Source organism: Chryseobacterium sp. UYP7 (genome assembly GCF_056279225.1).
Map to the genome: position 1 here is coordinate 25,350 of NZ_JBWBQW010000009.1, position 18,150 is coordinate 43,499.

An 18,150-nucleotide genomic window follows, 5' to 3' on the forward strand; every position below is an offset into this window, starting at 1 on the left:
AATCGGACTTTTATGATTTATTTAAGAAAATTATTTTCTTTTTACTTTCTTAGCAGCTCTAGTATTTACTGCTTTCTTTTTTACAGTTGGACCTGCTTTGTAGAAATGAGTATAAGCATATTCCGCAGCTTTTTTAACATCAATAACACCACCAGCTTCAGAGATCATATCAAATCTATTGTTGGTGTTTGAGTCAATCATTGCGTTAACCGTTGATTTGTTTGATGATTTCACCAATGATTCTATTACCTGAGCCGGCGTTAAATTGGGCATGTAAGCCATTAAAACGGCGGCGGCACCAGCAACAACCGGAGAAGCCATTGATGTTCCCTGAAGATATTCATATTTAGATCCGGGAATCGTTGAATAAATTTTTTCTCCCGGTGCAAAAACGTTCACCATCTTTTGGTTGTAGTTAGAGAAATCTGCACGTAGGAATTCATTATCATTCGTAGAAGCGCCCACAACGATCATATTATCGATGTACGGTTTTTCGTCAGTTACCTCTTTAAAATTGGTAGGAAAATAAACATTTTCAGCAACATTTTCATTATCGTTACCAGCAGCTTTTACTAAAAGCACGCCTTTATCATCGGCATATTTAAAAGCATCCCAAACCACATTTTTCCCTGGAGAAACCGGTTTACCGAAGCTCATATTTAAGATCTTCGCACCATTGTCTACTGCATATCTAACCGCGTTCGCAACATCTTTGTCTCTTTCGTCACCATTCGGAACGGCTCTTACGGCCATAATTTTAGCAACCTTATAACCGACCCCATACTGAACTTCTTTTCCTTGTGGTAACCCTGCAATTATTCCTGCAACGTGTGTTCCGTGTTCTCCTTTTGGATCAGCATAATGATTGTTTCCATAAACTTTTTGAGAATAGTTATCATAATCATCCTCTACGATTTCGGCTCTTGGATCAAAATCCAAATTATATTGTTTCGTCGCCTGAACTTCATAATAATCTACCGCCTGTTTCATTTGATCAGTTAAGAACTTCTGAACTTCTGCCGGAGATTTTCCTTTGATAGCCGGATCCTGAGAAATTTGTCCCAAAATTGACATTGCCATTGATTGCTCAGGAGTTGTCGGTTTTATTGCCGCAACAACTTCTGGTGTTAAGTTTTGCCCATTGAGCATTCCTACAATCGTTGGGATCATCCCCTGAATTCTTTTATAGGTTTCGTAACCCTGTTTCGCCTCGCCACCTTTTTTGGTGTAGATATCTTTCGACTTCATATACATCGCAAATTCTTCGGGCATTTTTGCCTGATTTGCTTTGTTTGTGACAGAATTTGGACCTTCGAAAACCGACTGGTATTTTTTTACAACACGAGTAACTTCTAAGTTATCATCGTACACGTCGCCATTTTTCCCGCCAATGAAATTCCAGCCGTGAACATCATCAATGTATCCATTTCCATCGTCATCTTTCCCATTATTTGGAATTTCGTTTGCATTGGTCCACATGTTAGCTTTTAAACCTGGATGATCAACCTGAACGCCACTATCTAAAACACCAACGATTACCGGTTTAGGTTTTAAACCTTTGGAATCTAAATATTTATAAGCGTTCTGTGTATTGACTCCATATACGTTTGTAGAAGCAAAATCTTTGTGGTACCAAGTCATTAAATCCTTGTCCTGCATTGGATCCAAGGGAGTTGCAGCAGTTTGTGCAAAAGAAGCAAAACCTGTCATAAAACAGGCTGCAATGAATATTCTTTTCATAAGTAAACTATTTATTGATTTTAAGATTGATGTGACCGCGCAGCTCCGAAAAAATTTTGCATTTCGAAAAAAGCAGCGATTACAAATTAAATTGAGGCGGTTTGAACCGTTCTTACATAAGTCAAAGTTTCCGGGCCTTTGTTACAAATAAGATCCAAAATCGAAAGGTCTTTCTCAAAGCCGTATTTATCGCTGAAAGTCTGATAATATTCTTCCATTTGAAATTCACCTTTCTGTTTTGCAGAAAATTTTTCTCTGTAATTTTCTTCGACAGGATTTTTGAAATACTCGTTATTCAAAGAATATGCCTTTTCTACTTTTAGGATTTTAAGAATGATTTTTAAAGCATTTAAATTAAAATCCATTAAAGAGTTGGTTTCAAAAGTAAAGATCTGCTCCAGCTGATCTTCGTAAAACTCGAAGTAAGGAGAACTTTGATAAGCCGTTTTAATCGATTTCCAATGGATCTTTTCCCACTTTTCGCGGTGTGAAACTTCGATTTCATTTAAGGTTCTTTTCCCGTTGTGATTCATTGGGATTATTAAAGACAATCGGCCGTTTGCACCATAAATATTCGTCCTGTTCCGATAGGTTTGTTTCGGAAAACTTTCGAACTGTTCGAAAACGATCTCAGAATTTTCTTTTAAAAAAACCGAGAACCAGGAAATGGGTGGTAAATAAAAGAGTGGTAATAATACTTTCATGTTAATAAATCATGTTTACAGTATTCCGTAAAATATTTCTGGAAATAAATTTTGGGATTAACTTAATGCCATAGCCCCGATCGAAGCGGTATCCTTTTATGGAGCCTCAGCGGAATAAAAGATATAGCAGAGAGCGGGATTAAGCTCCTTATCGAATTTATTGAAGTCAAATAACTTGTCTAATTTAATCTTCAGTTTCTTTTTTCTTGAAAAATTTTGCGAAATAATCCCAACCGAAGAAGAGCAATAAAATGATCGCTGCAACCCACCAATACGAAGTTTTTTGTGCTTCGCCAGTATTTGTCGCTTTAAACATTCGATCCCAGCGAATCGTTTTACCTGCCGGCTGATATGAGGAACTTTTGTCGGGGAACAATCCTTCAACGCTCAACCAGGTAAACATAGGCGAACCGACGATATTTTCTTCCGGAACAAAACCGAAAAATCGCGCATCTAAAGAAGCATCACGATTATCACCGATCATCATATAATAATCCTGCTGAATGGTATATTGCGTAGTTTCTTTACCGTTGATGAAAATTTTGCCGTCTTTATTTTCAACTTTGTTGTGTTCGTACTCGGAAATGATCCAGCGGTATTCCGGTAAGGTTTCCTGATTTAGAGTGACTACGTCGCCTTTTTTAGGAATTTTTAATGGACCGTACCAATCCTGATTCCAATTTTTATTGATAGGGAAAATCGACTGCGTGGTATCTACATCTTTCGTGTAAGCATCGCGCATTGCATTGAGTTTATAAGAAACCGCGCCCGAATCTTTTGCCCAAAGATGTTCTTTTAAATCGATGATCTGTGGTAAAGCTTTAATTTCTTTGGCTGTTTCATCTGTTAAACCCTGAAAATCGTACAGATAACCGGTTTGTGTCTGAACTTCCTGAACAGGTAAAAATCCGTATTTTTTATAAAGCGAAGGAATATCGAGTTGACTTCCTGTGGTTGCGATGTATTTATGCTGCTTTTTTTGGTCTCCTAAAATACTTTCGGGTTTACCGTTGATAAAGAGTCTTCCCGCCCGAAATTCCATAATATCTCCGGCAACTGCGACGCAACGTTTAACGTAAGGATCTTTCCGGTCGATGGCTGTATGAACTGAATCCTGTGGATAATTGAAAACAACAATATCGTTTTTCTGAGGTTTTTTGAACTGCAGAATTCTTTCGTACGGTAATTTTACCGCATCGACATAAGATTTCGGATCATCTTTTGGATTGCCTTTTTCACCTGTATCCATAATGGTTCCCTGTAAAAATGGAATTGCTAAAGGACGCATTGGCATTCTGAAACCGTAAGTCCATTTATTGACGAAAAGAAAATCCCCAACAAGAAGTGTTCTTTCCATAGATCCCGTGGGAATACCGAAAGGCTGCGTAAAGAAAACGTGCACGATCGTCGCAAAAACTACAGCAAAAGTAATGGATCCAAGAAATGATTCCTTTTTATGTTCTTCTTTTTCTTCTTCCGTCAGGTAAAGTTCTTTTGAGATTTCTAATTCAGAATCTTTAGAATAATTCACGAAAGCCATATAAATAAACGGCAAAATTACCGTCAATAATTTTTGAACGAAGCTTGATTTCCCAAAATGTTTCATCAAAAACAGATGAAAGACCGTCATCATTATTGGACCAACGATAGGAATATAAGCCAGAATCACCCACCATTTTGAGTGATCTGTTTCTTTCTGAATAATATAGTAGTTATAAAAGGGTACAAATGCAAAAAGCGGATTGTAGCCCATTTTTTTAAATAATTTCCAAGTTGAAATCCCCATCAATAAAGAGAGAATTAACACGTAAACGGCATAAGTAAGAAAGTAATTCATATCTAGATTGGTTGCTATTTTAGACTATTAGTTTGATTTTGAGGAGTTTTGTTACAGAAAGAAGCACAATCTGTAGTTGATAACGCGCAATTACTTATTAATCCCTGATTTTTATTGGTCGAAAAGAACATCTTTCATGGTGAAATTTCCTTTTTTTCCTAAGATCCACTCTGCAGCTACTAAAGCACCGATCGCGAATCCATTTCTGTTAAAAGCGGTATGTTTGATCTCGATTTCGTCGACTTTACTTTTGTATAAAACGCGGTGTGTACCAGGAACTTCATCTTGTCTCAAAGCAAAGATCCCTAATTCTTTTCCTTTGGTTTCCTGCAATTTCCAGGCGTCGAATCTTTTATCGTTATCGATGATTCCTTCTGCTAAAGTAATGGCTGTTCCGCTGGGTGCGTCTTTTTTATGCGTATGATGAATTTCTTCCAACTGCACCTCATACTCATCAAAATTTTTCATAAGGTCAGATAGTTTTTCATTTAAAGCAAAAAATAAATTCACGCCTAAACTGAAATTGGAACCATATAAAAAAGCGGTATTATTTGCGGCAGCTATTTTTTCAATCTCAGGTTTTCTGGTCAGCCAACCTGTAGTTCCGCAGATCACGGAGATTTTATTTTCCAGACAGATCTTTATATTATCGAAAGCTACTTCAGGATTAGAAAATTCAATCGCAACATCGGGATTATTTAAATTTTCCAAAGTTGGCGTTTCATTAAGTTTCGCTACAATTTCATGACCTTTTTTTTCTGCGATCTCGCCGATGATCTTACCCATTTTACCGTAACCTATCAATGCTATTTTCATAATCTGTCACGCAAATAGCGTGTGAATTTTAATTAAAAATTATAACTTAAACTGAGTCCCGCTTTCGAATTTTGCTTTCCAAATTCATCATAAATAACGGTAGGTTTCAAAGCGAGATCCGGATCTTTCCGGCCTTCATATAAATGGGCGTCAACCACTGCATCTACAATATTCAACACATAAACCAAACTTGTTATTGCAATTGCGTAATCCCGCTGTCTCTTTGCGCGGTCTTGTGTTCGGCCCAAAGCTTCTGCAGTAATTCCGGGAATATTTGAAAACTCGTGTGGCTGACCATTTAACTGCGAAATGAAAGCATTTCGGTACCTTGTATATTGCTTTTGATTAAAAAGAGTAACTCCGATTCCCGTGCCCAATCCGCCCCAAACAATGGGAATTTTCCAATATTTTTTATTGTAATATTGTCCTAATCCAGGTAACACCGCGGAGTATAATCCAGCTTTGGTCGGGTTGAATTTCATCGCCTGAACCGGCGCATTTGATTCTTTAATATCGGCAAGAACTTCCACTTCCGAATCCGACGTTTTTGTTGAAACTGAATCTGTAGGATAATTTTCTACCCGAATCGTATCGTTCGGACTGACCTGAGCGAAAGCTTTCAAAGAAAATATCAGCAGGAAAATTAGCGTAAGTTTCTTCATTTATTTAAAGTGTGACAAAATATTTTCGAGTTCTTCTTCATTTTTGAAATCGAGTACTATTTTTCCTTTTTTGCCATTTGCGGCTGACTTTATTTCTACTTTCACCTCTAAAATATCAGCAAGATTTTTTTCTGCCTTCTTAAAATGATTGGGGATCGCAGTTTTTACTTTCCTTTCAACCTGAGTCGGGTTCTTTAAAAGATTTGCCGCTTCTTCAGTTTGCCGAACGCTTAAATTATTTTTAACAATGCTTTTAAAAAGGGAATCCTGACTTTCTTTTTCCTCCAGACTAAGGATTGCTCTGCCGTGACCAGCGGAGATCTCTCCACTTCTAATGGCATTTTGCATGTCGGGATTTAACCTCAACAATCGAATAGAGTTGGTGATCGTACTTCTTTCCTTACCAACTCTCTGACTCAAATTTTCCTGGGTCATTCCAATTTCTTCGAGCAATCTTTGATAAGTTAAAGCGATTTCGATAGAATCAAGATCCTCTCTCTGGATATTTTCAACCAAAGCCATTTCGAGCAATTCCTGGTCATTTACCAAACGAATATAAGCCGGAAGTGTTTCTAATCCTGCAATTTTACTCGCGCGAAAACGTCGCTCACCAGAAATAATTTCGAATTTATCGCCGTCTTTCCTTAAAGTAATGGGTTGAATAACACCCAAATTTTTAATAGACTGCGCTAAATCGGCAAGTGCTTTTTCGTCAAAATAAGTTCGTGGTTGCGTTGCATTAGGATAAATATCTTCTAGAGCAACCTCTACAATATTTCCTACAAATTTGTCGGCTCCTTCATCGGTTGCGGAATTTACCGTTGCTTTGGATTCTGCACTTAAAATTGCACCCAAACCGCGACCCATTGCTCTTTTTTTGTCTTTCATTTTTATCGATAATTTTAATATGGATGATTTCTCACCTTTAAAATCAATTTTTTAATTCTTAACTAAATTTTCATTTTTTAGTAAAACTTCTTCAGCCAGCTGAAGATATTGAATCGCTCCCTTGCTTTCTGCATCGTAGTTTAAGATGCTTTCTCCAAAACTTGGCGCTTCACTTAAACGGACATTTCTGCTGATAATTGTTTCGAAAACCATCTCCGGGAAGTGTGAATTAACTTCTTCTACGACCTGGTTTGACAATCTTAATCTCGAATCAAACATGGTTAAAAGCAATCCTTCTATATCTAAATCCTTATTGTGAATTTTCTGAACATTTTTAATCGTGTTCAATAATTTCCCTAAACCTTCCAAAGCAAAATACTCACATTGAATCGGAATAATTACTGAATCTGCGGCAGTTAAAGCATTGATGGTGATCAAACCTAAACTTGGTGCGCAATCGATGATGATATAATCGTAATTTTCTCGAACAGATTTAAGCGCTTCTTTCAGCATATATTCGCGGTTTTCGCGATCGACTAATTCAATCTCAGCAGCGACCAGATCGATGTGCGACGGAATAATATCAAGGTTCGGAGAAGTTGTTTTTTGAATGCATTTTATGGCATCTTCACTACCTTCTAATAGGTTATAAGTAGAGAAATTAGATTGTTCAATTCCCAAACCAGACGTTGCATTTGCCTGAGGATCAGCATCGATCAACAAAATTTTCTTTTCCAAAACTCCTAACGCGGCGGCTAAATTAATGGCGGTTGTTGTTTTACCAACACCCCCTTTTTGATTTGCTACCCCTATAATTTTAGCCATTCTTTACGATTTTAATCTCCAAAAATACACTTTTTTATCATTTTTAGAAGGTTTGTAAAATTTCTGTTTACGTTAATCTATTGTTAATTAACCATTTGTCCGTAAAAATAATTATCCACAAAAGTGAATCTTTTGTGGATAAGTGTTACGCGAATTTATTTTGAAGTTCTTTTATTCAAATTGCATCGAAATAGGAAAATTGAAATAGCTTCTTACATTTTCGCCATTTAGTTTTGCGGGCGCCCATTTTCCTTTGATGAATTTGATGGTTTTTTCGGCTTCCCGATTAAAAGATGCATCTGGTCCACTCGCTTTTATTCCGGAGATAGAACCATCTTTTTCTACAATAAAGGTAACGGTCGTTTTTATAAGATCACCACTACCGATGAATTTTTCAGTTTCGAAGTTATTAACAACTTTAGTTCGGAACGCATTAATTCCGCCATTAAAACTAGCCTCAACATCAACTTTTGAAACAGGATTATTATTTACCGGTTTCGGAGCAACAGTGGGAGGAACGAAAGTTACGGGTGGAGCTATCACCGGAGGATTTTGCGAAATTGCTGGCGGACCCTCAATATTGTCTAGACCAATTCGGGTATCCTTCGCTTCATTAAAAGTGGCAGGTGGTGTTTGCTTTTTTGAATCTCTGGCTGGCGTTGGCACTTGTAGACTTACCGTAGCTTCGGTATTTACAACCGGAACAATAGGTTTTATCACCTCTGGAATTATTGGTGTCTCATCCACAGGAGTTAAATCGTGACCTCCGTCGTAAACAGTAATCTTTACGGGAGTTTCAAATGACCTGAAAAGTAAAGGTGAGATTGCAATGGCTGCGAAAAATGCAACTCCAATAAAGAGCGCTTTTTTTAGAAAGTTTCCCTCTTCGTTCCGAAGAACGTACGCACCATAATTTTTGTTACGGTTTTCGAAAATAATTTCATTTAAACGAAATTCTTTTTCTGAATTCATTAAATTTTTCATCACTGTAATGATTTTAGGGTTAGAAATTAGATTAGACACAATGATTATTAGTTTTGTACTTATTTTTTAATATTATTAAATACTAATCAAATAACAAACCATTTAAATGTCAATTTAAAATAGATTGTATTCAATTCATAATAAAATAGCAATTTTATGACTTTTTTCTTCATCTTTCATTCTTTTTTGTTTTGCAATTCATCTGATATTACAATTAATTGAAAATTCATAAAATTTCATCTTTCAAAATAAAAAGTCTTTGTTTGAATACTATCCGTCCTTAGATTGTTCTTATATCATAAGAATTACGGTCAATGCAAAATAGGAAAAATGTGAAATTTAAAGGAGCGAATTCTTCGTACTAAATTTGTACTAACTAATCGGAAAATTGTCTTCTTGATAATTGAAGATGTGAATTTAGCCTTAAAAAAATACCAGCTGCAATTTTCGCGTTGAGCTTCAGTTATGCTTTGGTGTAGGATTTTGCAAATAAAATTTACCTTCAGGAAAGAAAGCATTTAAAAGCCTTCGGAAAATTTTTGGGAGTCAATAATATCATGACTAATCTTCCTAAAAAAAATTGGTCAAAAGTAGCCGAGAAGTATAACGCCGCCAATTACAAGCTGAATAAATACGATCAAAAGCTAAAAAAAGCTTGGGAGAAATACTCCTAAAAAAAACAAAAAAAAAGCTGTGAAAATATTTTCACAGCTTTCTATATTTAAAATAATTCCTTTCGGATAATATTTTGACTTCTTTCCGGGCCTACCGAAACGAGGTAGACATTTATTCCTAAATACTTCTCGATAAACTCGATGTATTTTTTGGCGTTCACCGGCAGTTCATCGTAACTTCTAACTTGCGTCAAATCTTCATCCCAACCTTCCAATTCTTCATACATTGGTTCATAGTTGTACAATTTCGTTGTTGATGAAGTAAAGTAATCAATGATTTTACCATCTTCTGTTTTATATTTCGTGGCAATTTTAATTGGAGAAATTCCAGATAAAACATCCAGTTTCGTGATTACAAGATTGTTGATACCATTGATCATTGTAGCGTGTTTCAATGAAAGCAGATCGAGCCAGCCAGTTCTTCTAGGTCGTCCTGTAGTAGCGCCGAATTCAAAACCAATCTGTCTTATTTTTTCGCCCAGTTCATTATCTAACTCTGTTGGGAATGGTCCTTCGCCAACTCTTGTGGTGTAAGCTTTTGCAACTCCAATTAAATTTTGAAGACTTGTTGGCGGAACTCCAGCGCCGGAACAAACACCGCCTGTCGTTGGTGAAGATGAAGTTACATAAGGATAGGTTCCGAAATCAATATCTAACATCGCAGCCTGTGCGCCTTCAAACAAAATGTTTTTACCCTCGTGAATCGCCTGGTTCAATTCAACTTCGGTATCAACAATACGATCCTTTAATTTTTCTCCTAATTCTAAAAATTCATTGTAAATCGTATCATATTCTAAAGTTGGTTTTTCGAAATATTTTTCGAAAAGTGAATTTTTAATTTTTAAATTTTTTCTAATTTTCTCTGCAAGAACATCAGGATTTAAAAGATCGACCATTCTAATTCCTACTCTGGCGATCTTATCTTCATAGCAAGGACCAATTCCCTTTTTCGTCGTACCAATATAAGTTCCCTCTTCTTCTTCTTCACGATACGTATCGAGTAAGATGTGGTACGGCATAATTACGTGTGCTCTTCTGCTGATGAAAACGTGATCGGTTCGCATTCCTTTCGCTTCTAGCTGTCCGACTTCTTTCAGGAAAGCTTTCGGATTTACCACTACTCCATTTGCAATAATGCATTTACCTTTGCATTGCAAAACTCCGGATGGAAGCAGGTGCAAAACAAATTTCTCTTCACCTGCGTAAACAGTATGTCCTGCATTATCGCCGCCCTGAAAACGGACAACGTAGTCGGATTTCGCTGATAAAACGTCTGTTATTTTGCCTTTCCCTTCGTCTCCATATTGAAGACCAACAACCACATAAGTCGCCATATTTTACTTTTTTTTAGATTTCTACAAAAATAGATTTATTAAAAGTTTTGGGCAAAAATTTAGTAATAAATAAATTCTTTTTTACCAAAAACGGCGCTATTAAAACTGCTGAAAATTTAAATAATAAAAAATCCCTTAAAAAACCTTAAATTTGCACTTTGAAAATAATATATGGAATCTGTACAAATTCACGACAAAACATTCGTTCCTTATCTGAAAGATGCGGAAATTCAGGAAATTGTAAAAGCAACGGCGCTGAAGATCTACGAAGATTACAAGGACGAAACCCCAGTTTTTATAGGAGTTTTGAACGGTGTGATTCTCTTCTTTTCTGACCTTTTGAAACATTATCCGGGTAAATGCGAAATTGCATTCTTACAAATGAGTTCTTATGCAGGAACGCAGAGTACAGGAATTGTTTATCAAAAAATGGAACTGACGAAAGATATTAAAGACCGTCATATTATTTTGGTCGAAGATATTGTAGATACAGGAAATACGGTTGAAAGTTTATTTCAATATTTTAAGGAAACGCAGAGACCGAAATCAGTAAAACTCGCTACTTTCCTTTTGAAACCCGATGTTTACAAGAAAGATTTCAAATTAGATTACGTTGGGAAAGAAATTCCAAACAAATTTGTATTGGGATATGGTTTAGATTATGATGAATTAGGAAGAAATCTAAAAGATTTATATCAGTTAGAAGAAGGTCGGATCAATAAATAACCCGACTTTTCTGAAAGAAATATCAAGAAACAAATTTCAAAATATTCAAACAGTAAAAAATGATTAACATCGTTCTATTTGGTCCTCCGGGAAGCGGGAAAGGTACACAGGCTCAGAATTTAATTGAAAAATTTAATCTGAAACAAATTTCCACCGGCGACCTTTTTCGTTATAACATGAAAAATGATACGGAACTAGGAAGACTTGCAAAATCTTACATCGATAAAGGGGAATTAGTTCCCGATCAGGTTACGACCGATATGCTGACCGACGAAGTAAAGAGGCCTACCGATGCAAATGGATTTATTTTCGACGGTTATCCAAGAACGGCAAACCAAACCGAAGCACTGGAGAAAATTGTGAAAGAAGTTTTAAACGATAAGATCTCAGTTTGTCTTTCTTTGGTAGTAGAAGATGAACTTTTGGTGAGCAGACTTTTGAAAAGAGGCGAAACCAGCGGAAGAATCGACGATTCCAACGAAGAAATTATAAGAAACAGAATTAAGGAATATTATTCAAAAACCGCAGAAGTTGCAGAACTTTACAAACAACACGGCAAATATGTTGAAGTAAACGGTGTAGGCGCAGTAGATGAAATATCTACAAAACTTTTCGCAGAGGTAGAAAAAATTAAATAAAAGGAGTTGTGGGATATGAGTTACGGGGTTCGCTCTCACAATAACTCGAAACACGAACCTCGAAACAAAAAATAAAATGTCAAACTTCGTAGATTACGTTAAAATTCATTGTAAATCAGGTCATGGCGGTGCAGGTTCTGCCCATCTTCGACGTGAAAAATATATTCCTAAAGGCGGTCCCGATGGCGGCGACGGCGGAAGAGGTGGTCATATTATCATGAAAGGAAACGCTCATGAATGGACTCTTTTGCCTCTTAGATTTACGCGTCACATTAAAGCTGAGAAAGGTCATAATGGAATGAAAAATCAGTTGACCGGCGCTTACGGTGAAGATAAATATATCGAGGTTCCTTTGGGCACAATTGCCCGAAATGAAGAAGGCGAGATCATCGCTGAAATTATGGAGGACGGCCAGGAAATCATTCTGATGCACGGCGGTAAAGGTGGAAAAGGAAACGAACATTTTAAATCCTCTACGAATCAAACGCCACGTTTTGCACAAACCGGAATGGATGGTGAAGAAGGATTTATCGTTTTTGAATTAAAACTTTTGGCAGATGTTGGATTGGTAGGCTTCCCGAATGCAGGAAAATCAACGCTTTTAGCAGCGGTTTCTGCAGCGAAACCAAAAATTGCAAACTACGCTTTTACGACTTTAACACCGAATTTAGGAATTGTAGAATATAGAAATTACAAGTCTTTTGTAATGGCCGATATTCCAGGTATTATTGAAGGTGCTGCGGAAGGAAAAGGTTTAGGTCATCGGTTTTTGAGACATATCGAAAGAAACTCAATCTTATTATTTATGATCCCGGCAGATTCTGAAAGTCATTTTGAAGAATTTAAGATCTTAGAAAATGAGTTAAAAGAATATAACCCGGAATTAATGGATAAAGATTTCCTTATCTCAATTTCTAAATCCGATTTACTCGATGATGAGTTGAAAGCAGAAATTGCGAAAGAATTTCCGGAGAATCGTCAATTACTTTTCTTTTCCGGAGTGACGCAGGAAGGTATCGTAGAATTGAAAGATGCGATCTGGAAAAAATTGCATGGTGAAGGCGGAAATCTTTAATGGGTCTTTTTAATTAATTGATATGAAGAAAATAGTTCTGGTTCTAATCATAAGCGTGTTCGGAAATCTAAGTGCTCAAAACAGCTTTGGCGTAAAAGGCGGTTACACGCTCTCTAATATGAAATGGCAGGTTTCTGGATTCGATGATTTCAAATTCAATTCCAAATCATATTTTTATGTTGGTGCTCTCGCAGAATATCATTTATCCGAAAAATTTTCACTTCAGGCAGAATTACTTTACACGGAATTGGGTGGAAAAAGTCCGGCAGAAGAATTGACAACTATTGTCGGAAATGAAGTGGTCGTAATTGGTACTAATACGACTACTTTTACAACCTCCCAAATTCAGGTTCCTATCTCCGCAAAATATTATGTGGTTCCAAAGTTTTCTTTATCTGCGGGAATGAATTTTGGATTTAATGTTTCCTCTAAAGTGAAAAACAGCTTTAATTCTGATCAAACACCGAGTGGTAAAACAGACTTGTTTAAAACCTTGAATATCTCCCCTTTCTTAGGCACAGAATATAAATTTGATGAGCACTTTTTCGCAGATGCGAGATATCACTTCAACTTTTTTAACAGTGCTATTGAAAACGCTCCACCAACTAAAATTGGTTTCTTACAGGCTGGTTTAGGCTACAGATTTAAATAAACTTTTGGTGCAATAGTTGAAGGTTGTCGATTAAACAAAAATCATGAAATATTTAGTCACAGTATTTTTATCAATCTTTCTTCTTTCCTGCACCACTCAAAATTCTACAAAATATTCTAAAATCCAATACGAAGCAGGCGCCTGTTTCGGTTTTTGTCCGATTTTTAAAATCACCATTAATCCAGACAGAACTGCGGTGATCGAAGCAGAACATTTTACGTTTACGAAAGAACATTCGAAAAGTGAATTTTCTCAACAAAAAGAGGGAACTTTTACAACAACAATAACCGAATCTGATTTTAAGAAGATGATCAACTTATTGGAAAGTGCCAATTTGACATCTCTTCAAAACAACTATAAAAACAGAAACGTTTCCGATCTGCCAAGTGCGTACCTTCGAATTAATTTTATTGATGGAACCTCCAAAAACATTGAAGACTATGGTAAAAATGGAACTCCAAAACTGAAAGAGATCTACACTTTTATGGAAGATCTAAGGTTGAATCAAAGCTGGAAAAAGATTGATTAATCTTAGAATTAGATTAAAAAATTAAGTCTGTTAAAAAAAATTTCTTTTACATTTACAGTCTGATTTTTTCCTGAAAATCTTTTAGGCAGCAAAAACCGCTGTAAGTCACTGAAAAAAAATTAAATGATAACTCCCAATTTGGAAAAACCCGTTCATAAAAAACTCAACGAACTTCAATCTACAGCGATTTCCGGTAATGACATCAGTTCTTCCTGTTTATACGTTTCGGCGCTTACCATTATGTATGCAGGACAATATGCCTGGCTTTCTCTGCTGATCGTTGCGGCAGTACTCTTTATTTTTAGAAAAATTTATGTGGAAGTTGTTGGTGCTTTACCCTTAAATGGAGGTGCTTATAATGTGCTGTTAAATACGGCTTCCAAAAGAACAGCATCAGTCGCGGCGACGTTAACTGTTCTTTCTTATATGGCGACCGCCGTAATTTCTGCAAGTGAAGCGATGCACTATCTTCACAATTTATTGCCCTGGATCAACGTTATTATTGCCACGGTTCTGGTATTATTTATCTTCACAATGCTTACGATTTCGGGAATTGGCGAATCTGCAAATGTGGCGGTCGTTATTTTTCTGATTCATCTCGTTTCTCTTTCTCTACTTGTGATTGCGGGAATCTGGTTTATTTCTACCCATAGTTTTGAAACTTTTCATCTTAACTGGAATACGCCACTCAAATCGGGCGGAATTATTACCGCTTTATTTTTAGGGTTCTCTGCCGCGATGCTTGGAATCTCTGGTTTTGAAAGTTCTGCCAATTTTGTGGAAGAGCAGGAAGCCGGCGTTTTCAGTAAAACACTTCGCAACATGTGGGCGATTGTGAGTTTCTTTAATCCTCTTTTGGCTCTGATCATTATTTTCGTCTTGCCACTTGCAACCGTAGGTGAACATCAAACTGCTTTATTAGCGTACGTCGGTGAAATAGCGGGTGGAAAATGGCTTGCTTATATAATCGCCATCGATGCAGTTCTGGTTCTTTGTGGAGCTGTTCTGACTTCTTTTGTTGGAGTTTCGGGATTGGTTAACCGGATGACTCTGGACCGAATTTTACCGAATTATTTTTTACAGCAAAACAAAAAAGGATCTCATTACAGAATTGCAGTAGGATTTTTTATTCTTTGTATTTCTGTTTTATTTGTAACCATGGGTGATCTGACTTCTTTAGCGGGAGTTTACACTTTTTCTTTCTTATCGGTAATGGCACTTTTTGGAATTGGAAATCTACTTTTGAAATTTAAAAGAAGGAAACTTCCACGGCCAATTCGGGCCTCAATTCCCTCTGTTTTAGTCGCGGTTACTTTTATCGTGATTGCTTTTTATGGAAATATTGTTCTGAATAGTAACGCGTTTTTTACCTTTCTGAAATACCTGTTCCCTGCTTTATTGGTAGTGATGATCATGTTAAACAGAATCAAGATCATTAAAGCGATCATTCAAATGCTCGAAAATATTTACAATCCTTTCCGGGGTTTTGTGATCAGCAGCAATAAAAAACTTCACCGACTTCACCGAAGAATTAATGCACAGGAGTTCGTATTCTTTACCAAAAAAGACAATGTTGCCATTTTAAATAAAGTGATGCAATATGTTGAAGATAATGAAACTACCCGTAAATTAAAGATCGTGAATGTGATGCGAGAAGGCGAAAATAACGAAGAACTAAAGGTCGATCTTCGGGTTTTAGATCGCGCTTATCCGGATATTGACATTGAATTTATAGAGATCATCGGCGAATTTACTCCGAAATTGATCGAGGAACTTTCCAAAAAATGGAATATCCCGAAAAACTTTATGTTTATTGCCTCACCAAGCGATCGTTTCAGTTACAGAGTCGCAGATCTTGGCGGCGTTCGTTTGATAATGTAACCGAAAATGGATTTCGAAATAAATAAAATTTTAGATTATAAATTGTTCAGTGTTGGTAAGCAAAGCATTGAACTTTCTTCTATTCTATTTTTGATCCTTTTTATTATTGGACTTTCCTTTCTGATCAAATTGCTGCGAAAAGTAATTTATGCCACTAATAAATTAGACGATGATAAGAAGCATACCATTTTCATTCTGACGAAATATGTCCTTTATATTTTGGGATTTATTATGGGAATGAATATGATCGGCATTAATGTTTCGGTTCTTTTAGGCGCTTCTGCAGCACTTTTGGTCGGTGTTGGACTGGGATTACAAAATATAGTGACTTTGTATCCGGAATTGTTCTTTTATTAGATTCAAGTATCAAAGTTGGCGACATCATCGAAACCGATAAACTTGTGTGTCAGGTGAAAGAAATCAACTTACGAACAACAACCGTTTTGACTCGGGATGATAAATACATTATTCTTCCCAACACCATTTTAACAAAAAACAGCGTTTTAAACTGGACACATACCAATCCTAATTCCCGATTCGATATTCAGATCGGAGTTTCCTATTCCGCAGACATTAAGATGGTAATGGAGATCCTGAAACAAACCGCGGTAGAGAACGATAAAATTTCAAAACTACCATTGCCATTTGTCCGCTTTAATGACTATGCTGATTCGGCACTTATCTTTAACCTCTATTTTTGGGCAGCAGATGTGTTTCGCGTAGAAAATCTTAAAAGTGATCTGCGCATAAAAATATTCGAGGAATTCAAGAAAAATAATATAGAAATTCCTTTTCCACAAAGGGTTTTACACTTCGGTGAAAACTAGTTTTGGGTAAAATCTAAACCGTAGAAAATTCCCCGTCTCTTTTTATTATATTTGGCCTTTATAATTTTTTTTGATGAACAATATTTTCAATCTTCACAATGGCGAAGAAGACAAGCAAAAAGTTTTGGCCAATGTAAAAAGCAACATCTCTTTCAGTGGGTCAAATTTGTGGATTCTGGCCTGTGCAATTATGGTTGCATCTGTTGGTTTAAACGTTAATTCTACGGCTGTTGTTATTGGTGCGATGCTTATTTCCCCGTTAATGGGACCAATTGTAGGAGCTGGTTTTGCTTTGGGAATGTTTGATTTTCAATTATTGCGAAAATCTTTAAAAAATCTTCTACTTTCGACGATCGTTGGTTTGCTCGTCTCCTTTTTATATTTCTTTTTAAGTCCTTACAAGGAAGCACATTCTGAAATTATTGCCAGAACTGCACCGAATATTTACGACGTTTTAATCGCTTTTTCCGGAGGTTTAGTAGGCGTGATCGCCGTAACGCGCGTTGAGAAAGGAAATCCAATTCCCGGCGTTGCGATCGCCACCGCTTTAATGCCACCACTTTGCACCGCAGGTTATGGTTTAGCGACAGGTAATTTTGCCTACTTCGGTGGTGCCATGTTTCTTTACACCATTAATTGCGTTTTTATCTGTATTGCAACTTACGTTATTGTTAAATTCCTAAAATACCCAGCGGTAGAATTCGTAGATAAAAAAAAATCAGACAAAATAAGAATCTGGATCTCTGTGATTATTTCATTGATGATTATTCCCAGCATTTTTTTTGCCTACCGGTTTATAAATCAACAGAACTACGAGATCAAAGTGAAAAGCTTTCTCTCAAAGGAGTTTGATGACAAAGGCAACACGATCGTTTATAAGAAAACATCCTATTCCTCCAGTCCTAAAAAGATTGAACTTGCCTTTTTGAACAGAACTTTTTCAGCAGCTCAGATCAAGAGTTTAAACGACAAATTAAAAGAGTATAAGATTGAAGATACGCAGTTGATCATTCGTCAAGACAGTGCTTTTCTGGCCAATGCAACAACAAAGAATGCGGAGACCAATGAAGTGGTAGATCAATCTACAGCGATTATCACCGAGTTAAACAATCAGGTAAAAAAATATTCTTTCAAGACCGAAAATCTTTTTCCGGAGGCGCAGTCTATTGTCCCTGAGATAAGTACACTTTCGGTCGCCAAGCAGGAAATTTATAACAGAACAGATTCTACGAAGATCATTCCTGTCGCACTTTATGAATCTACCGCAGCATTAACCACAGACCAGGAAACAACGCTGAGAAATTGGCTAAAAGTAAAATTGAAAATCGATACCATCGAAGTTTACAAAAGAAAATAAA

At 36.5% G+C, this 18,150-nt stretch carries 18 protein-coding genes and 1 pseudogene; 10 read left to right on the top strand and 9 right to left on the bottom strand.

Going from position 1 to position 18,150, the window contains the following annotated elements; genetic code table 11:
• Positions 1–30 precede the first annotated feature (30 nt).
• From ACZ9HT_RS15555 to ACZ9HT_RS15590, 8 genes are all read right to left on the bottom strand, one after another.
• On the bottom strand, positions 31–1,740 hold the full coding sequence (locus ACZ9HT_RS15555) for a S8 family serine peptidase (RefSeq protein WP_476041414.1): 1,710 nt from the start codon (positions 1,738–1,740) through the stop codon (positions 31–33).
• Positions 1,741–1,826: 86 nt separating this feature from the next.
• Positions 1,827–2,444, bottom strand: coding sequence for a WbqC family protein (locus ACZ9HT_RS15560; protein WP_476041415.1), 618 nt, complete (start codon positions 2,442–2,444; stop codon positions 1,827–1,829).
• A gap of 184 nt (positions 2,445–2,628) precedes the next feature.
• Positions 2,629–4,281 (bottom strand): signal peptidase I, encoded by a 1,653-nt coding sequence (gene lepB / locus ACZ9HT_RS15565; RefSeq protein ID WP_476041416.1) that lies wholly within the window; start codon positions 4,279–4,281, stop codon positions 2,629–2,631.
• Positions 4,282–4,392: 111 nt separating this feature from the next.
• Positions 4,393–5,097 (bottom strand): 4-hydroxy-tetrahydrodipicolinate reductase, encoded by a 705-nt coding sequence (gene dapB / locus ACZ9HT_RS15570; RefSeq protein ID WP_476041417.1) that lies wholly within the window; start codon positions 5,095–5,097, stop codon positions 4,393–4,395.
• A 32-nt stretch (positions 5,098–5,129) separates the two neighbouring features.
• A complete protein-coding gene (locus ACZ9HT_RS15575) occupies positions 5,130–5,759 on the bottom strand; it encodes a DUF5683 domain-containing protein (RefSeq protein ID WP_476041418.1) in 630 nt (209 codons plus the stop codon).
• Positions 5,760–6,647 carry a ParB/RepB/Spo0J family partition protein gene (locus ACZ9HT_RS15580; protein WP_476041419.1) on the bottom strand — a complete coding sequence of 296 codons (888 nt, stop codon included), beginning with the start codon at positions 6,645–6,647 and terminating at the stop codon, positions 5,760–5,762. It lies immediately after the preceding gene.
• Positions 6,648–6,698: 51 nt separating this feature from the next.
• The gene (locus tag ACZ9HT_RS15585; protein WP_476041420.1) at positions 6,699–7,472 is read right to left on the bottom strand and encodes a ParA family protein; all 774 of its coding nucleotides are present in this window, start codon (positions 7,470–7,472) and stop codon (positions 6,699–6,701) included.
• A 171-nt stretch (positions 7,473–7,643) separates the two neighbouring features.
• Positions 7,644–8,456 (bottom strand): energy transducer TonB, encoded by an 813-nt coding sequence (locus ACZ9HT_RS15590; RefSeq protein ID WP_476041421.1) that lies wholly within the window; start codon positions 8,454–8,456, stop codon positions 7,644–7,646.
• Between the two features lie 491 nt (positions 8,457–8,947).
• Between ACZ9HT_RS15590 and ACZ9HT_RS15595 the strand changes: the two are divergent.
• Positions 8,948–9,130: pseudogene (locus tag ACZ9HT_RS15595) on the top strand (N-acetylmuramidase domain-containing protein); the annotation flags it as partial.
• A 47-nt stretch (positions 9,131–9,177) separates the two neighbouring features.
• Here ACZ9HT_RS15595 and ACZ9HT_RS15600 read toward each other — a convergent pair.
• On the bottom strand, positions 9,178–10,464 hold the full coding sequence (locus ACZ9HT_RS15600; protein WP_476041422.1) for an adenylosuccinate synthase: 1,287 nt from the start codon (positions 10,462–10,464) through the stop codon (positions 9,178–9,180).
• Positions 10,465–10,635: 171 nt separating this feature from the next.
• Between ACZ9HT_RS15600 and ACZ9HT_RS15605 the strand changes: the two genes are divergently transcribed.
• The 9 genes from ACZ9HT_RS15605 (at position 10,636) to ACZ9HT_RS15645 (ending at position 18,149) form a co-directional block, all read left to right on the top strand.
• Entirely contained in the window at positions 10,636–11,190 is a 555-nt protein-coding gene (locus tag ACZ9HT_RS15605) for a phosphoribosyltransferase (protein ID WP_476041423.1), read from the top strand.
• Positions 11,191–11,249: 59 nt separating this feature from the next.
• A complete protein-coding gene (locus tag ACZ9HT_RS15610; RefSeq protein ID WP_476041425.1) occupies positions 11,250–11,828 on the top strand; it encodes an adenylate kinase in 579 nt (192 codons plus the stop codon).
• 76 nt (positions 11,829–11,904) lie between these two features.
• Positions 11,905–12,903 carry a GTPase ObgE gene (obgE, locus tag ACZ9HT_RS15615; protein WP_476041426.1) on the top strand — a complete coding sequence of 333 codons (999 nt, stop codon included), beginning with the start codon at positions 11,905–11,907 and terminating at the stop codon, positions 12,901–12,903.
• 22 nt (positions 12,904–12,925) lie between these two features.
• Entirely contained in the window at positions 12,926–13,555 is a 630-nt protein-coding gene (locus ACZ9HT_RS15620; protein ID WP_476041427.1) for a porin family protein, read from the top strand.
• Between the two features lie 43 nt (positions 13,556–13,598).
• Entirely contained in the window at positions 13,599–14,084 is a 486-nt protein-coding gene (locus ACZ9HT_RS15625) for a DUF6438 domain-containing protein (RefSeq protein ID WP_476041428.1), read from the top strand.
• 123 nt (positions 14,085–14,207) lie between these two features.
• Positions 14,208–15,965, top strand: coding sequence for an APC family permease (locus ACZ9HT_RS15630; protein ID WP_476041429.1), 1,758 nt, complete (start codon positions 14,208–14,210; stop codon positions 15,963–15,965).
• 6 nt (positions 15,966–15,971) lie between these two features.
• Positions 15,972–16,322, top strand: a complete 351-nt coding sequence (locus ACZ9HT_RS15635) for a hypothetical protein (RefSeq protein WP_476041430.1) — start codon at positions 15,972–15,974, stop codon at positions 16,320–16,322.
• A gap of 26 nt (positions 16,323–16,348) precedes the next feature.
• A complete protein-coding gene (locus ACZ9HT_RS15640) occupies positions 16,349–16,792 on the top strand; it encodes a mechanosensitive ion channel family protein (protein ID WP_476041531.1) in 444 nt (147 codons plus the stop codon).
• A 73-nt stretch (positions 16,793–16,865) separates the two neighbouring features.
• Entirely contained in the window at positions 16,866–18,149 is a 1,284-nt protein-coding gene (locus ACZ9HT_RS15645; protein ID WP_476041431.1) for a DUF389 domain-containing protein, read from the top strand.
• The last annotated feature ends 1 nt before the right edge of the window (position 18,150 follow it).

Coding starts and splice junctions, on each gene's coding strand:
- ACZ9HT_RS15630 (WP_476041429.1), top strand. CDS start 14,208: ATGATAACTCCCAATTTGGAAAAACCCGTTCATAAAAAACTCAACGAA.
- ACZ9HT_RS15620 (WP_476041427.1), top strand. CDS start 12,926: ATGAAGAAAATAGTTCTGGTTCTAATCATAAGCGTGTTCGGAAATCTA.
- dapB (WP_476041417.1), bottom strand. CDS start 5,097: ATGAAAATAGCATTGATAGGTTACGGTAAAATGGGTAAGATCATCGGC.
- lepB (WP_476041416.1), bottom strand. CDS start 4,281: ATGAATTACTTTCTTACTTATGCCGTTTACGTGTTAATTCTCTCTTTA.
- ACZ9HT_RS15645 (WP_476041431.1), top strand. CDS start 16,866: ATGAACAATATTTTCAATCTTCACAATGGCGAAGAAGACAAGCAAAAA.
- ACZ9HT_RS15580 (WP_476041419.1), bottom strand. CDS start 6,647: ATGAAAGACAAAAAAAGAGCAATGGGTCGCGGTTTGGGTGCAATTTTA.
- ACZ9HT_RS15625 (WP_476041428.1), top strand. CDS start 13,599: ATGAAATATTTAGTCACAGTATTTTTATCAATCTTTCTTCTTTCCTGC.
- ACZ9HT_RS15575 (WP_476041418.1), bottom strand. CDS start 5,759: ATGAAGAAACTTACGCTAATTTTCCTGCTGATATTTTCTTTGAAAGCT.
- obgE (WP_476041426.1), top strand. CDS start 11,905: ATGTCAAACTTCGTAGATTACGTTAAAATTCATTGTAAATCAGGTCAT.
- ACZ9HT_RS15600 (WP_476041422.1), bottom strand. CDS start 10,464: ATGGCGACTTATGTGGTTGTTGGTCTTCAATATGGAGACGAAGGGAAA.
- ACZ9HT_RS15610 (WP_476041425.1), top strand. CDS start 11,250: ATGATTAACATCGTTCTATTTGGTCCTCCGGGAAGCGGGAAAGGTACA.
- ACZ9HT_RS15560 (WP_476041415.1), bottom strand. CDS start 2,444: ATGAAAGTATTATTACCACTCTTTTATTTACCACCCATTTCCTGGTTC.
- ACZ9HT_RS15605 (WP_476041423.1), top strand. CDS start 10,636: ATGGAATCTGTACAAATTCACGACAAAACATTCGTTCCTTATCTGAAA.
- ACZ9HT_RS15590 (WP_476041421.1), bottom strand. CDS start 8,456: ATGAAAAATTTAATGAATTCAGAAAAAGAATTTCGTTTAAATGAAATT.
- ACZ9HT_RS15635 (WP_476041430.1), top strand. CDS start 15,972: ATGGATTTCGAAATAAATAAAATTTTAGATTATAAATTGTTCAGTGTT.
- ACZ9HT_RS15555 (WP_476041414.1), bottom strand. CDS start 1,740: ATGAAAAGAATATTCATTGCAGCCTGTTTTATGACAGGTTTTGCTTCT.
- ACZ9HT_RS15585 (WP_476041420.1), bottom strand. CDS start 7,472: ATGGCTAAAATTATAGGGGTAGCAAATCAAAAAGGGGGTGTTGGTAAA.